This is a genomic window from Xanthomonas sp. 4461 (assembly GCF_024806475.1).
In the GTDB taxonomy this organism is placed as follows: Bacteria; Pseudomonadota; Gammaproteobacteria; order Xanthomonadales; family Xanthomonadaceae; genus Xanthomonas; species Xanthomonas arboricola_F.
In genome coordinates this window covers 1,269,414-1,283,729 of sequence record NZ_JANTYV010000001.1, presented here as the reverse complement: position 1 = coordinate 1,283,729, position 14,316 = coordinate 1,269,414, and the positions used below count along the sequence as shown (strand labels likewise).

Annotated in this window: 14 protein-coding genes and 1 other RNA gene; 6 read left to right on the top strand and 9 right to left on the bottom strand. The window is 68.0% G+C overall.

Annotated features, from left to right (window positions below; all coding sequences use genetic code 11):
- Window positions 1-129: 129 nt before the first annotated feature.
- The 3 genes from FHY19_RS05505 (at window position 130) to FHY19_RS05495 (ending at window position 2,304) form a co-directional block, all read left to right on the top strand.
- A complete protein-coding gene (locus FHY19_RS05505) occupies window positions 130-672 on the top strand; it encodes a YecA family protein (RefSeq protein ID WP_259156286.1) in 543 nt (180 codons plus the stop codon).
- A 14-nt stretch (window positions 673-686) separates the two neighbouring features.
- Window positions 687-2,018, top strand: coding sequence for an aminopeptidase P N-terminal domain-containing protein (locus FHY19_RS05500; protein WP_259162730.1), 1,332 nt, complete (start codon window positions 687-689; stop codon window positions 2,016-2,018).
- 209 nt (window positions 2,019-2,227) lie between these two features.
- A non-coding RNA gene (locus FHY19_RS05495) (sX9 sRNA) lies at window positions 2,228-2,304 on the top strand.
- A gap of 97 nt (window positions 2,305-2,401) precedes the next feature.
- Here the strand turns inward: FHY19_RS05495 and FHY19_RS05490 are convergent.
- From FHY19_RS05490 to rph, 8 genes are all read right to left on the bottom strand, one after another.
- Window positions 2,402-2,800, bottom strand: a complete 399-nt coding sequence (locus FHY19_RS05490) for an XVIPCD domain-containing protein (RefSeq protein WP_259162724.1) — start codon at window positions 2,798-2,800, stop codon at window positions 2,402-2,404.
- A 29-nt stretch (window positions 2,801-2,829) separates the two neighbouring features.
- Window positions 2,830-4,155, bottom strand: a complete 1,326-nt coding sequence (pepQ, locus tag FHY19_RS05485; RefSeq protein ID WP_259162723.1) for a Xaa-Pro dipeptidase — start codon at window positions 4,153-4,155, stop codon at window positions 2,830-2,832.
- 60 nt (window positions 4,156-4,215) lie between these two features.
- Window positions 4,216-4,563 carry a PilZ domain-containing protein gene (locus FHY19_RS05480; RefSeq protein ID WP_259156279.1) on the bottom strand — a complete coding sequence of 116 codons (348 nt, stop codon included), beginning with the start codon at window positions 4,561-4,563 and terminating at the stop codon, window positions 4,216-4,218.
- Window positions 4,560-6,971 carry a DUF1631 domain-containing protein gene (locus tag FHY19_RS05475; RefSeq protein WP_259162722.1) on the bottom strand — a complete coding sequence of 804 codons (2,412 nt, stop codon included), beginning with the start codon at window positions 6,969-6,971 and terminating at the stop codon, window positions 4,560-4,562. Before FHY19_RS05475 ends, FHY19_RS05480 begins: the two co-directional genes overlap by 4 nt.
- 192 nt (window positions 6,972-7,163) lie before the next feature.
- On the bottom strand, window positions 7,164-8,321 hold the full coding sequence (gene hemW, locus FHY19_RS05470) for a radical SAM family heme chaperone HemW (protein ID WP_259162721.1): 1,158 nt from the start codon (window positions 8,319-8,321) through the stop codon (window positions 7,164-7,166).
- Window positions 8,322-8,337: 16 nt separating this feature from the next.
- Entirely contained in the window at window positions 8,338-8,937 is a 600-nt protein-coding gene (rdgB, locus tag FHY19_RS05465) for an RdgB/HAM1 family non-canonical purine NTP pyrophosphatase (protein ID WP_259156274.1), read from the bottom strand.
- Window positions 8,934-9,326: a VOC family protein gene (locus FHY19_RS05460; protein WP_259162711.1), complete on the bottom strand. Its 393-nt coding sequence runs from the start codon at window positions 9,324-9,326 to the stop codon at window positions 8,934-8,936. The genes rdgB and FHY19_RS05460 overlap by 4 nt, the downstream gene beginning before the upstream one ends.
- The gene (gene rph, locus FHY19_RS05455; protein ID WP_259156270.1) at window positions 9,323-10,048 is read right to left on the bottom strand and encodes a ribonuclease PH; all 726 of its coding nucleotides are present in this window, start codon (window positions 10,046-10,048) and stop codon (window positions 9,323-9,325) included. The genes FHY19_RS05460 and rph overlap by 4 nt, the downstream gene beginning before the upstream one ends.
- A gap of 113 nt (window positions 10,049-10,161) precedes the next feature.
- Between rph and FHY19_RS05450 the strand changes: the two genes are divergently transcribed.
- The 3 genes from FHY19_RS05450 (at window position 10,162) to rpoZ (ending at window position 12,382) form a co-directional block, all read left to right on the top strand.
- Window positions 10,162-11,022, top strand: a complete 861-nt coding sequence (locus FHY19_RS05450) for a YicC/YloC family endoribonuclease (RefSeq protein ID WP_259162707.1) — start codon at window positions 10,162-10,164, stop codon at window positions 11,020-11,022.
- A 152-nt stretch (window positions 11,023-11,174) separates the two neighbouring features.
- A complete protein-coding gene (gene gmk / locus FHY19_RS05445; protein ID WP_005996765.1) occupies window positions 11,175-11,786 on the top strand; it encodes a guanylate kinase in 612 nt (203 codons plus the stop codon).
- Between the two features lie 296 nt (window positions 11,787-12,082).
- Window positions 12,083-12,382, top strand: coding sequence for a DNA-directed RNA polymerase subunit omega (gene rpoZ, locus FHY19_RS05440; protein ID WP_002812428.1), 300 nt, complete (start codon window positions 12,083-12,085; stop codon window positions 12,380-12,382).
- 269 nt (window positions 12,383-12,651) lie between these two features.
- Here rpoZ and FHY19_RS05435 read toward each other — a convergent pair whose 3' ends face one another.
- A complete protein-coding gene (locus tag FHY19_RS05435) occupies window positions 12,652-14,316 on the bottom strand; it encodes an FGGY-family carbohydrate kinase (protein WP_259162706.1) in 1,665 nt (554 codons plus the stop codon).

Below are 14,316 nucleotides of genomic sequence, written 5' to 3'. Positions count from 1 at the left end.
CCCGGAACAGCGTGCGTGGAACGCTGCATGGAACGTCGCGGTAGCGGCCGACGCGGGGTGCCTTGGTACACTGGCAGGTCTGATCGCCCGCCCGCGCGGGTGCCTTCTGCCCCTAGCCTGGATGACTCGATGGATCTGCCTGACGTAACCGCTGTGCAAACTGAAAGTCGTCAGCTCGCGCTGGCGTCCTCTGCGGCGGAGTTGCATGGCGGATTATGCGGATGGCTGTCCGGCGGCGGCGCCGACAGCGGCGATTGGCTGGCGCGCATCCTGGCCGACGCCACGCAGGTCTCGCCCAAGCAGGGCGGCGCGCTGGATCGGCTGCGCCAGGCCACCGTGGCGCAGCTGGAAGATCGCGATTTCGCCTTCGAGCTGCTGCTGGTCGAAGACGGCGCCCCGCTGCCGGCGCGCACCGATGCCTTGTTCGACTGGTGCCGCGCGTTTCTGGGCGGCTTCGGGCTGGCCGCGCAACAGCGCCCGGCGCTGAGCGAAGAGGGAGAGGAGGCGTTGCAGGATCTGGCGCGTCTGGCGCAGGCGTCCAGCGACGACTTCGATGCCGGCGAAGAAGACGACACCGCGCTGGCCGAGATCGAGGAATTCGTGCGCGTGGCGGTGCTGTTGCTGCATGGCGACTGCGTGATGGGGCCGCGGTTCCGTCAACGCCTGAACTGATCGGCTGCACCGCCATGAAAAAGCTCACCGGGATCGGCGCGGCCGAATACGCGCGCCGGCGCAAGCAGCTCATGCAAATGGCCGGCGAGCAGGCCATCCTGATCCTGCCGGCCGCGCCGGAACGCATCCGCAGCCACGACACCCATTACCCGTACCGGCAGGATTCGGACTTCTGGTATCTGAGCGGGTTTCCCGAGCCGGAAGCGGTGCTGGTGCTGGTGCCCGGCCGCAAGCATGGTGAGGCGATCCTGTTCTGCCGCGAGCGCGACGCCGAGCGCGAAGCCTGGGATGGCCCGCGCGAGGGCCAGGAAGGGGCGGTGGAACGCTATGGCATGGACGATGCGTACCCCATCTACGATGTGGACGAAATCCTGCCGGGCCTGCTGGAAGGCCGCAGCCGGGTCTATTACCATTTCGGACGCGATGTCGATTTCGATCTCAAGCTGATCGGCTGGCTCAAGCGGGTGCGCGAGCAGGTGCGTCATGGCGCGCAGCCGCCGCACGAATTCCTTGAGCTGGGACATCTGCTGCACGAGCAGCGGCTGTTCAAATCGCGCGACGAGATCGCATTGATGCAGCAGGCCGCCGATATCAGCGTGCGCGCGCATCGTGCGGCGATGCGGCTGGCGCGTCCGGGCCTGTACGAATACGAGTTGCAGGCCGAGGTCGAGCGCGTGTTCCGCGCTGCCGATGCGTGGCCGGCGTACGGCAGCATCGTCGGCACCGGCAGCAACGCCTGCGTGCTGCATTACCGTGCCAACAACGCGCGTAGCCGCGACGGCGACCTGGCGCTGATCGATGCCGGTGCCGAATACCGCGGCTATGCGGCCGACATCACCCGTACCTTTCCGGTCAATGGCCGCTTCACACCCGCGCAGCGCGCGTTGCACGATCTGGTCGGCGCTGCGCAGGCGGCCGCGCTCGCACAGGCACGCCCGGGCGTGGCATACGAGGCCGGCCATCTGGCTGCGGTGGAAACCCTGACCGAGGGGCTGCTGCGCCTGGGCCTGCTCAAGGGCAAGCTGGAGCGCAACATCGCCGAGGAGCAGTACAAGCGCTTCTATCGGCACAAGACCGGGCATTGGCTGGGCCTGGACGTCCACGACGTCGGCGATTACCGGTTGGCCGGCGAATCGCGGCTGCTGGAGCCCGGGATGGTGTTCACCATCGAGCCGGGGCTCTATGTCTCGGCCGACGATACGAGCGTGGATGCCAGGTGGCGCGGCATCGGCATCCGCACCGAGGACGATGTGCTGATCACCGCCGATGGCCATCGCGTGCTCACCGATGCGCTTGCGCGCAGCGCCGACGAGATCGAAGCGGAGATGGCCGGCGTTCTCGTGTAATTGCTGACGGATCGATTGTCGGAAGTGCCAGTCTCCTTGCCGTCCGCACCGTCACCGAGGTGCAGGACGCTTGGCATGGCGATGCATGACCGCAAGCGGCAGGCTGGCCGGCGCAACCGCACCAGGACCTCAAGGTGCGCAATGCACAGTAGAGCCGCCAACAACTGGTGTGCAGCCGCCAGGCGAGCGCGGCCAGTGCCCTGTGCGGCATGTACCCCTCGTATGCATCGGTTCCGAGTGCGCCGCCCGCACCCACCTGACCGCTGCTCGCTACGTGGTGCCAGCCGCCCTTGGTGATACGCGCCAAGCGTGTGTCCAAGGCAGCGCGTGCGCGGCCGAGGTGGCCTTGCCAGGCGCGCCGCCAGCACGACGCGCCGGCGGGCTCATTGGCCCAGCTGCGGCGTCTGCGTGCGCTGTGGCTGTTGCAACGCCTCGCCAGGTGCGGCGATCTGCCGCGCACGCTCGAATGACTGTTCTTCGGGCGTGGCCAGCGCCTGCTCGGTTTTCATGTGCGCGCGCACATGTGCCGGGTTGGCGGGGTCGCCCTGCACGACAAACACGTTTTCTCCGCCATGCACGCCGGTCTTGTTCGCTTCGCTCATCAGTACGTGATCCACGCGCGACAGCCCGCCTTCCTTCGCCAATGGCAGCAAGGCAGCGGTCAGTCGCGCGCTGGTCTGGTCTGGGGCGCGCCCGTGCGCGGCGTCGATCGCATGCACGCCGCGTTCGATCTGCTGATACATCGGGTGGTCCGGGTGCGAGGTCTGGCGTGGATCGTTCATGGCGATGCTCCGTGCTGTGCAATGCAATCTTAAGGTGCGGCAAAGACCGGGCGGGTCAGGTTTTCCGGTGCGTCATCGGTGCACACCACCTCGTCTTCGATGCGGATGCCGCCGTAGGGCTTGAAGTGCGCGACGCGCTGCCAGTCGACACTGGCGGCGTGGCCGTTCTTTTTGACCTCGTCCAGCAGCATGTCGATGAAGTACACGCCGGGCTCGATGGTCACCACCATGCCGGGTTCCAGGACGCGGGTCAGGCGCAGGTACGGGTGGCCCGCCGGGCGTTCGATGCGGCCGCCGCGGTCGCTGGCGGCGAAACCGGCCACATCGTGCACCTGCAAGCCGATCAGGTGGCCCAGGCCATGCGGGAAGAACGCAGCGCTGACGCCGGTGGCGAGCGCGGCTTCGGCCGACACGGTGAGGATGCCGAACTCCTTGAGGATGCCCATCAGCGCCAGATGCGCGTCCACATGCAATTGCTTGTAATCCACCCCGGCACGCACGCTCTGGCCCATGCGCACCTGGGCGGCATCGACGGCGTCGATCAGCGCCTGAAATTCGCTGCCGGTGTCGGCGGCGTAGGTGCGGGTGATGTCGCTTGCATAACCGTCTGCCGACGCGCCGGCGTCGATCAGGAAGCTGCGCAGCGGTTGCGGGGCGTGCTGGCCCAGCTCGGTGTAGTGCAGCACCGCACCGTGTTCGTTGAGCGCGATGATGTTGCCGTACGGCAGCGCGTTGGCATCCTGGCCCACGGCCGCGCAGTAGGCCATGTGGATGCCGAATTCGCTCTGGCCAGCGCGAAACGCCGCTTCGGCCGCACGGTGTCCACGCACCGCCAGTTGCTGCGCGATACGCATCAGTGCCAGTTCGTACGGTGTCTTGAAGGCGCGCTGGTAGTCCAGGTAATCGATGACCGGCTGCGGGTTGTTCGGCACGTAGGCGCCCAAGGCGCTGCGCGCCTCGCCGAGGATGGCGCAGCGCTCGCTGCGCGCGGGCAGCAGCTTCAAGGCCTCGTCCGGAGTGCGGATGATGTGGATGTCGCAGTGCTCCACCCACCAGCCGCCGGGGGCGTCGGGCACCACGTGCCAGTAGTCGAACGGTTGATAGAAGATCACCGTCGGGCGCTGGCCCGGGGTGTAGATCAGCCAGCTGTCGGGTGTGCGCGTCAGCGGCACCCAGCTCTTGAACTGCGGGTTGACCGCGTACGGGTAATCGCGGTCGTCGAACACCTGGTAATGCGTGGTGCCGCTGGGCACCACCAGGTGATCGAAGCCGCCGCGCTGCAACGCCTCATCGGCGCGCGCGCTGAGCGTACGCAGGTGGTCGGAATACAGGCGGCTCATGGAAAGCTGGGTCATGCGGAACTCGGTCGGCGGTGCAGGGCAGGCCGCAAGTTTGCCGCAAACCCTGTGAATCGGTCAGCCGACCATGTGTTCTTCGGCGATCCAGGCGCGCAGGCGCTGGCGATGCGGCTCGGACATGCTGAGGAAACGAAAGCCGGCCCAGGCCTGCCCCGGCGCATGCGCCGCTTCGGACCACAGCAGATGCACGCCGACATCGATTTCGGTGGCGCGGCCGATGCGTTCGGGCAGGCTGAAACGCAGCTGGTACAGCGCGTCGTCGTGCAACGGAACCGAGGCCAGCAGCAGCATGCCGGTTTCCGAGACGTTGCCGACCCGGCCGATCTGCGCTTCGCTGAGCATGTCGATCACCGGCACCAGGTCGCTGGGCTGGCGGCGCGGCGCGCGGCGGGTGTCCTGGATCATGCGGATGCCTCATCGGAGGAATGGCCGGCCAGGCTGCGCAGCGTGCGCACGGTGGCGTGCCAGGCGCGATCGATCAACCGCGACTTTTCTTCCACCAGCAAGCGCGCCTGGCCGCTGGCCATCAGCCGCGCCAGGCCATCGAGCGATTGCTCGCCGAGTTTTTGCCCGCGCTGATTGACGAACAACGCGTTGCCGGTCATCGGGCTGTACCAGGACAGGCGTTGCCGGCGCAGATCGCCTTGTTGATTGATCACGAATTCGAACCAGGTGCCGAAGGGCAGGCTGCGCAGTTGCACGTAGCAGGCTTCCTCGTCAGGCGTCCGCGGCGTGGTGGCGGGCTCGCGCGTGGCGGCGTCGCCCTGGTCGCCCAGGCGTGCACGCGCCTTGAGTTTGGCGGTGAGTTCGGTGCGCGAGGTGAGCTCGTCGTCGCCACCGGGCGTGGACAGGCGCCGCGCGATCGCGGCCGCTTCATCGTGGTGATAGCCGACCTGCAGCAACGCCGTTTCGACATCGGTGCCCAGCGCGATGTCGGTCGGCAGTCCCTTGCTGCGGCAGGTGACCTCGGCGATGCGTGCGGTCAGCGCCTGGCGCTCGTCCCATTCGGGCGATTGCTCGCCCTGCCGCAGCAAGGTGAGCGTGAGCACGTCCGACCACGCCTGGCGCAGCAGCGATTGCACGAAGCGCGGCGGCGCGCTGTCCTGGCAGAGTTGCTCGATGCGCGCCTGCGCCTGCTGCTTGGCCGATTCCAGCCGTTCCTTGCCGCGTGCGGCATCCACATGCCGGCGCTCGGCCACCTCGGCCTTGCGCGCCAGGTTGCGCAGATGCGTCTGGATATCGTCGTTGGCGGCGGCGAACACCGCCTCGTCGCCCTGGTAGTCGTGGACGATCCGGTCGACCGCGTTGCCCAGCTTGTGCAGCAGCTGTGGGTCGACATCGTCCTCGCCCAGCCAGACCGCGCCGGACTCGGCCACGGTGTTGAGCAACTCGCGCACCGGGTGCTGGTCGCGCACGAAAAAATGCGTGTCGGCCAAGGCGGCGCGCACCACCGGCACCTGCAGCTTGGCGAGCAGGGCCTGAGCAGGCGTGTGCTCGCGTACTTCGCGCTGCATCTGCGCGTAGAGCAGGCCGAGCAGATCGAAGGTGTCGTTGTCCTGCGGCGATAGCGCGGCCTGTGCACCGTGCTCGGCGCGCAACAGCTCCAATACCTGACGCTGCACCGCATCGATACCGGCGGCCTGCGGCGTTGCAGCGGCCTGTGCGCTCAGTGCGCCCTGCAGGCTGGCCAACGCCTGGCCGAGCGCTGCCTTTGGCACGCTGACCGGCGCCGGGCCAGCGGGGTGCGCATGCGCTTGCGCCGCCGCAGCCTGCGCAAGGCTGCCCGGCGCGCCGCCCTGCTGGACACGAGCGCCGCCCGCCGCCTGCGACTGGCGGGCCGAGGACATCAAGCCGCCCAGCGCGTGGGCCACATCGTCCAGTGCGGGTGAGGCCGCTTGCGCGGTTGCCGATGCGATCGGCGCAACCGCGGAAGTGCCCTGCGCATCGAGCAGCGCGCTCTGCCATGCGGTTGGCGCGGAGTGGCCGGCCCAGGCGGTGGCCGGGCGCGGACTGCGTTGCGCGCCTTGTGTGCCGGAGGGGGCGGCTTGCCTGGGTGCAGCTGCGCTGCCCGGCAGGGTGCGACGTGTCTGCACCTGCGTGGGTTTGACCAGATACGGGTGGTAGATCAGCCCGGGCAGGATGCCTTCCTGGGCCAGCGTGCCGTTGGCGCGCTCGTACATATCGCCGAGGCGATCCATCACCTGGTGCTCGAACACCTTGTACAGCGCCAGCTGGCCATCCAGATTGAGGCCCAGGGTCTGGCCGCACTCGCGCACGATCCGGCACAGCGCGTAGGGACCAAGCGGCAACGCATCCAGCTCGAACTCCGGCACCGCGCCGATCACCGCCAGCCGCTGCGCCAGCAACTGCAGCGCATCGGCCCGGCGCGAGGTTTCGCGCCGGGCGATGTCGCTGAGCACGATATCGCGGTCGATATCGGTGTCTTCCACCAGGGTCAGCATCTGCGGCTGAGCGGTCGTTTCGGCGGGCGGTGCCAGGCTGGGACGATCGCGCAGCGTTGCCAGATCCTGCGCCAGGTGCTGCAGGAACAGGTGCGGGAACTGGTCGATATGATCGCGCAGCCCGCGCATCTGCGCATAGGTGTCGGCCTGGATCTGGCTGTTGCGCGCATGTTCGGCCTGATGCAGCAGCGCGCGTTCCAGCTCGACGATGGTCAACCGCAGCGGGCCACCAAGCGCCTGCACGCAGTGTGCATGCAGCATGTCGAGCAGGCGCCGGCCACGCGCGGACACGGGCGCCTCGGCGATCGGGCCGCTGCGTGTGGGCTGCAGGGAAGAAACGGGCGTGGACATCCGGGAGGGCGGGCTCGATGCGAAGCGTGAGCTATGTAGCATGTTTTCCCACCGGGCAGCGACCCTGTGGGCGCTGGCGCTCGACGCGTGGATGTCGTGCGCGTGTGCGTCGACAGCTGAGTGCGCCGACGCCAGACCTCGCCAGTGGTCGCGTCAGCGTGTGGTCGACAGCGCCCGCAGGGCGGTGTGCGGTCAGCTCAGGAACAGCTCGACCACATCGTTGGTAAAGCGGCGGCCCAGCTCGGTGGGTACCACGCGCCCGTGCTGCTCGATCAGCCAGCCCTGCGCCACGGCACGCGCCACCGGCGCAGCGATGGCTGCGGCAGCCAGGCCGGTCGATGCCTCGAAATCGCCCAGGCGAAAGCCTTCGTGCAGCCGCAGCAGATTGAGCATGTACTCGAACGGCAAGCGCTGCTGCGGCACGATTTCATCGCCGCCGATGGATGCGGCAGTGCCGGCACTGGCCAGATAGCTTTGCGGATGCTTGTGCTTCCAGCGACGCAGCACGTGTTGCTGCGCACCGGAACTGATCTTGCCGTGCGCACCGGCACCGATGCCCAGGTAATCGCCGAAGCGCCAGTAGTTGAGGTTGTGCGCGCATTGCCGCCCGGGCCTGGCGTACGCGCTGACCTCGTACTGCGCGTAGCCGGCGTCGGCGAGCATCGCTTGGCAATGTTCCTGGATATCCCAGGCCGCGTCGTCGTCGGGAATGCCGGTGGGCGGCCGCGCGAAGAACACCGTGTTCGGCTCCAGCGTGAGCTGGTAATGCGACATGTGGGTGGGCTGCAGCGCGAAGGCGCGTTCAAGATCGTGCTCGGCCTGCAGCAGCGTCTGCTCGGGTAGCGCATACATCAGGTCGATATTGAAATTGTCGTAGCCGGCGTCCTGCGCCAGCTTGATCGCACGCTCGGCGTCGGCGCTGTCGTGGATGCGGCCCAGCCGCTGCAACGCCACATCGTCGAAGGTCTGTACGCCGAAGCTCAGGCGGTTCACGCCGGCTGCACGGTAGTGCTCGAAGCGGCCATGTTCAGCGGTGCCTGGATTGGTTTCCAGGGTGATTTCCAGGTTTGGCGCAAACCGCAGCCGCGCGGCGGCGGCCTGCAGAAAGCGGTCGATCGCCTCGGCCGGAAACAGGCTGGGCGTACCGCCGCCGAAGAACACCGAATGCACCACACGCCCCCACACCAGCGGCAGGTCCGCATCCAGGTCGCGGATCAATGCATCCACATACTCTTCGAACGGCAGCACGCCCTTGGCCGCATGCGAGTTGAAATCGCAGTACGGGCATTTGCGCACGCACCAGGGCAGGTGCACGTACAGCGATAGCGGGGGCGGGATCAGGTCGGGCACTGCGTGAGATCGTCCGTTACAGCGCCAGCGCGTGCAGTTTGTGCTGCAGCGTGGCCAGCGCCACTGCGCGGTGGCTCAGGCGGTTCTTCAGGTCGCTGTCCATTTCCGCGGCCGTCAGGCCGTAGGCCGGGTCCAGAAATACCGGGTTGTAGCCAAAGCCGCCATCGCCGCGCGGTTGCGTGGTGATCACGCCTTCCCAGCTGCCTTCGGCGATCAGCGGTTGCGGATCTTCCGGGTGACGCAGCAACACGATCACTGCATAAAAGCGCGCGCTGCGGCGCTCGGCCGGCACCTCGCGCATGGCGTCGAGCAACTTGGCGTTGTTGGCCTGTGCATCGGTCGGGCTGCCCGCATAGCGCGCGCTGTACAGGCCGGGCGCACCGCCAAGCGCATCGACGATCAGGCCGGAGTCGTCGGCCAGTGCCGGCAGGCCGGTGACCGCGCTGGCATGGCGTGCCTTGATCAACGCGTTCTCGACGAAGGTCAGGCCGGTTTCCGGCACGTCCTCCACGCCGAGCTCGCCTTGCGCCACGATGCGCAGCGGCAGGTCGGCGAGCATGGCGCGCAGTTCTTCCAGCTTGCCGGCGTTGCCGCTGGCCAGGACCAGGTGTTTCATTGCTTGGGCTCCAGCAGGTCCCACTTGGTGCCGTACAGGTCGCGGAACACCGCGACCGTGCCGTACGGTTCCTCGCGCGGGGTTTCCAGGAATTCCACACCGAACGCCTGCATGGCCGCGTGGTCGCGCCAGAAGTCGTCGGTGTAGAGAAAATGATCCACCCGCCCACCGGTCTGGTCGCCAATGCGCGCGCGCTGGGCGTCGTCGCCCGGCTGCGCGAGCAGCAGCGCGGCATCCTGTGCGCCGCCCGGGCCGATCACCACCCAGCGCTTGCCATCGTCCAGCGGGCGGTCCTGCAGCACCTGGAAACCCAGCGCGCCGGTGTACCAGGCAATGGCCGCGTCGTAATCGGCGACCAGCAGCGTGGTCAGGGCGATGCGTCGGCTCATCCGGCCAGCGCAGCGCGTTGCAGTGCGAACAGTTCGCCCATGCCGCGTTCGGCCAGGGCGAGCAGCGCATTGAGTTCGTCGCGGCGGAACGCGTGGCCTTCGGCGGTACCCTGCAGCTCGATGAAGCCGCCGCCATCGTTCATCACGACATTCATGTCGGTATCGCAGTCGCTGTCTTCCGGGTAATCCAGATCCAGCACCGGCTCGCCGCGATAGATGCCCACCGACACCGCGGCCACCGCGCCGATCAGCGGGTGCTTCTTGATGTCGCCGCGCTTGAGCAGCAGGTTCACTGCATCGGCCAGCGCCACGTAGGCGCCGGTGATCGCCGCGGTGCGGGTGCCGCCGTCGGCCTGCAGCACGTCGCAGTCCAGGGTGATGGTGCGCTCGCCCAGCGCGTTGCGATCGACGCAGGCGCGCAATGCGCGGCCGATCAGGCGCTGGATTTCCAGCGTCCGCCCGCCCTGCTTGCCGCGTGCGGCTTCGCGGTCGGAGCGGGTGTGGGTGGAGCGCGGCAACATGCCGTATTCGGCGGTGACCCAGCCTTCGCCCTTGCCGCGCAGGAAGTTCGGTACGCGGTTTTCCACGCTGGCGGTGCACAGCACGCGGGTGTCGCCGAAGCTCACCAGCACCGAGCCTTCGGCATGGCGGGTGAAGGAGCGTTCGATGCGCACCGGGCGCAGCTGATCGGCCGTGCGGCCGCTGGGACGGGAAAAGGTCATGCGATGAGTCCGGAAGTCGGGAGGTGGGTCTTGGCGCCAATGCACGGCGGGCAGCAGCCGGCCGGTGTGGGCGGCTAGGGTACCATTCGCGCTTTGACGGTACGGGATTGACGATGATCCGAAGCATGACCGCGTTTGCTGGCGGCGAACGCATCACGCCCTGGGGCACGCTTGGTTGCGAGCTGCGCTCGGTCAACCACCGCTTTCTGGAAGTGGGCGTGCGCCTGCCCGAAGAACTGCGTGCACTGGAGCCGTTGCTGCGCGAGCGCGTGGCAGCCAAGAACAGCCGCGGCAAGCTGGACCTGACGCTGCGCCTGCGCGCGCCGGACAACGCGCAGACGCTGGCAGTCAACGAATCGCTGCTGCACGAGCTGGGTGCACTGGCCACGCGGCTGGACGGGTTGTTTCCCAAGTTGCAGGTGGGCTTTACCGATCTGCTGCAGCTGCCCGGCGTCCTGCAGGTGCAGGACGTGGATGCGCCGGCGCTGCAGGCGCAGGCGCTGGCCTTGCTCGATGAGGTGGTCGACAGTTTTGTGGTTGCGCGCGAGCGCGAAGGCGGCAAGTTGGCCGAGGCGATCAGCGAACGTGTGGACGCGATCGAACGCATCGCCGCCGAGGTGCGCATCTTGATCCCGGTGATTCGCGAGGGGCAGCGCGTCAAGCTGGCTGCGCGCCTGGCCGATCTGCCGCATCCGGTGGACCCGGGCCGCGCCGAGCAGGAACTGGTGCTGTGGTTGCAGAAGCTCGATGTGGACGAGGAGCTGGACCGCCTGTCCAGCCATATTTCCGAAATCCGCCGGGTGCTCAAGCAGCGCGAGCCGGTCGGCCGTCGGCTGGACTTTCTGCTGCAGGAGTTCAACCGCGAAGCCAATACGCTGGGCTCCAAGTCGGTGGACAGCCGCACCTCCAACGCCGCGGTGGATCTGAAGGTGCTGATCGACCAGATCCGCGAGCAGGTGCAGAACATCGAATAGCCGGGATTTGGGGATTCGGGATTCGGGATGGGGCAACTGCACGCCCCTGTTATCTGCGGGCTGGGTCCAATCCCGGTAGCATGTCGACCCCGGTGGTACCGGTCCGCAGCCCGTTCGCGAATCCCGACTCCCCAATCACGAATCCCTGACCTATGCGCGGCACCCTCTATATCGTTGCGGCCCCCTCGGGCGCCGGCAAGAGCAGCATCGTCAACGCCACCCTGGCGCGCGACCCGAAGATCGCCTTGTCGATCTCGTTCACTTCGCGCGCGCCGCGGCCGGGCGAGCGGCATGCCGAGCACTACCATTTCGTGTCGGCCGACGAGTTCCAGGGCATGATCGAAGCAGGCGACTTCTTCGAATACGCGCTGGTGCATGGCGACTGGAAGGGCACTGCGCGGCAGTCGGTGGAGCCGCAGCTGGCGGCCGGTCACGACGTACTGCTGGAGATCGATTGGCAGGGCGCGCGCCAGGTACGCCAGAAGGTGCCCGATGCGGTGAGCGTGTTCATCCTGCCACCGTCGCGACAGGCGCTGGACGAGCGCATGCGCAAGCGCGGCCAGGACAGCGAGGACGTGATGGCGCAGCGCCTGGCCGCCGCCCGCGAAGAGATGCTGCACTTCGAGGAATTCGATTACGTCATCATCAACGAGACTTTCGACACCGCGGTCTCGGAGATGTGCGCCATCTTCACCGCCAGCCGGCTACGTCGGCAGGCGCAGCAGCAGCGGCATGCCGGCCTGATCCAGGCGTTGCTGGACTGAGTTGCGGGTGCGCCAGGGCGGGAGCGGCCAGTGGCGATGCCACCGTAGCGACGACGCTGCAGCTGGACATCGGCATTCGGCCGGCACGTCGCCGTGGTTCACAGGCAGGCGGCCGGCCAGGCGTGCGGGGCCGTTCTGCGCACCAGGGCAGCGATGTGGCTTGATCGGTCCGGTCCAAGTGACTGATTCCAAAGCGAACTGAATGACCGCCGGTTGCCCGCCCAGGCGCGCAGGCGTACACTCCGCCCCCTTTCCCTCATTCGATGCGCGGCCGTTGCTGGTCGCCGGGAGCCCGCATGGCCCGCATTACCGTAGAAGATTGCCTGGAAGTCGTGAACAACCGTTTCGAGCTGGTCATGATGGCCTCCAAGCGCGCCCGTCAGCTCGCCAACGGCGTGCAGCCGTTGATCGAAAACGCAGACGCCAGCGACAAGCCCACCGTGATGGCGCTGCGCGAGATCGCCGCCCGCCGGATCGACAACGCGCTGATCGATGAAGTCGAGAAGGCCGAACGCGAGCGTGCCGAGCGCGAAGCGCTGGAATGGGCCGCCGCCGAAGTGGTGGCCGACGAAGACATGTCCAAGAACGACGACTGATCGTCACCGGCCACCGCGGTGGCCGACGCTGACCGGACAGCCCGCCGTGTGCGGGCTGTTTGCGTTTTGGGGAAGGCGCGATCCGCAGGATCACTGCCGCCAACCGCTGCACGCGCTCGCTGATCGCGCGTGGCGCGCTTTTGTAGTTGACTGCCCACACCTGCGTGCTTTCCCGGCGCGGCTGCCGTTCCAATGCTTTTGACCAGTACTGCAGTGGCTCTCGCGACACCATTCGCCGCTGGACACCAGGCGCTCGCGCGCAGCAGGCGTCAGCAGTCCTGGTCGGCCAGTACCTGCGCCATCTCGCGCCGCAACTGCCGGTCCAGCGCCTGCATGGCCTGGTACCCGCGCCGCTTTGCGGCATGCAAGCGTGCGATGTCGTCCGGCGTCGCTGCGGTGCTCGCGCCCAGGCCGCTCATCGCCGACATCGCTGCCGGCAGATCGGCAAAACCGCCGCTGGCCACGGCGGCCAGCATCGCGCTACCCAGTAGCACCGGTTCGGCGGTGGCCGCGACCTGTACCGGTACGCCGCAGGCATCGGCCATCAGCTGGCGGACCAGGCGGCTGTGGCTGGCGCCGCCACTCATGATCACGCTGTCGAACGTCACTGCCTGCGCGCGCAGCGCATCGATGATGTCGGCCAGCCCGTAACCCAGGCCGCAGACGCCCGCCACGTACAGCGCTTCCAGGCCTTGCAGGTCGTGGTCGATGGTCAGCCCGGCGATCATCGCGCGGGCGTTGGGGTCGGCATCGGGCGAGCGGTTGCCCAGATAATCCGGCAGCACGTGCAGCCCGCGCGCCAGTACGGCGGCCTGGGATGCAGTGCCAACGCGCGCCAGCACGCGCTCTTCCAGCCATTGCAGCACATCGCGGCCTGCGGCGGTCGCCTGTGCGTTGGCGTCGGCATAGCCAGGATGCGAGCGCACCAGGGTGTCGATTGCGACGCCGGCGGCGGATTGGCCGCCCTCGTTGAGCCACAGCCCCGGGATCAGTGCGGAGCCGTAAGGCCCCCACACGCCGGGCGTGAAGCACGGCGCCTGCGTGCTGGCCAGCACGCAGGCCGAGGTGCCGAAGATATAGGCCAACCGCGCGGTGAGCGGCATCGGCTGACCATCTGCGGACGGGCTGGCGAGTGTGCCGATGGCACCGGCGTGGGCATCGATCAGCGCCGCGCCCACCGCAGTGCCCGCACGCAGGCCCAATTCGTCGGCAGCGCGTGCTGTCAGCCCCTGGCCCAGTGCCGTGCCCGGCGGCACCACGCTGCTGCCGATCCGCGCGGCCGCATCCTCCAGCAGCTCGGCCAGGCCGATGCGTTCGAAGTAACGTCGGCTCCAGCCTCCTTCGTGCTGCACATAGGTCCACTTGCAGGTCACCGTGCACAGCGAACGCGCGGTGCTGCCGGTGGCGCGCCAGCTCAGCCAGTCGGCCAGGTCGAAGAAGTGCGCCGCGCGCGCGTAGCTGTCCGGCAGGTGCTGCTTGAGCCACAGCAGCTTGGGAGTCTGCATCTCCGGCGAAATCTGCCCGCCCACGTAGCGCAGCACCGGCTCGTCGGTGGCGTTGATGGACGCGGCCTGGGCGATGGCGCGGTGGTCCATCCACACGATCACGTCGCGCTCGGCCTGGCCGCTGGGACTGATGCATACCGGCCCGCCGTCGGCGGCTGCCGCCACCAGCGAGCAGGTGGCGTCGAAGCCGATGCCGGCCACCCGCGCGGCGTCCACGCCGGCCTGTGCCAGCGCGCCGCGGATCGCCTGCACGCAGGCCTGCCAGATGTCTGCCGAGGATTGCTCGACCATCTCGCCGGGCAGGTACCAGGTCTGGATGGCGTGGCGCGCGGTGCCGAGCAATTGGCCGCGCCCGTCGAACAGCCCGGCGCGGGCGCTGCCGGTGCCCACGTCCACGCCGATGTAGATCGCCTCGTTGGTCGGTTGCAT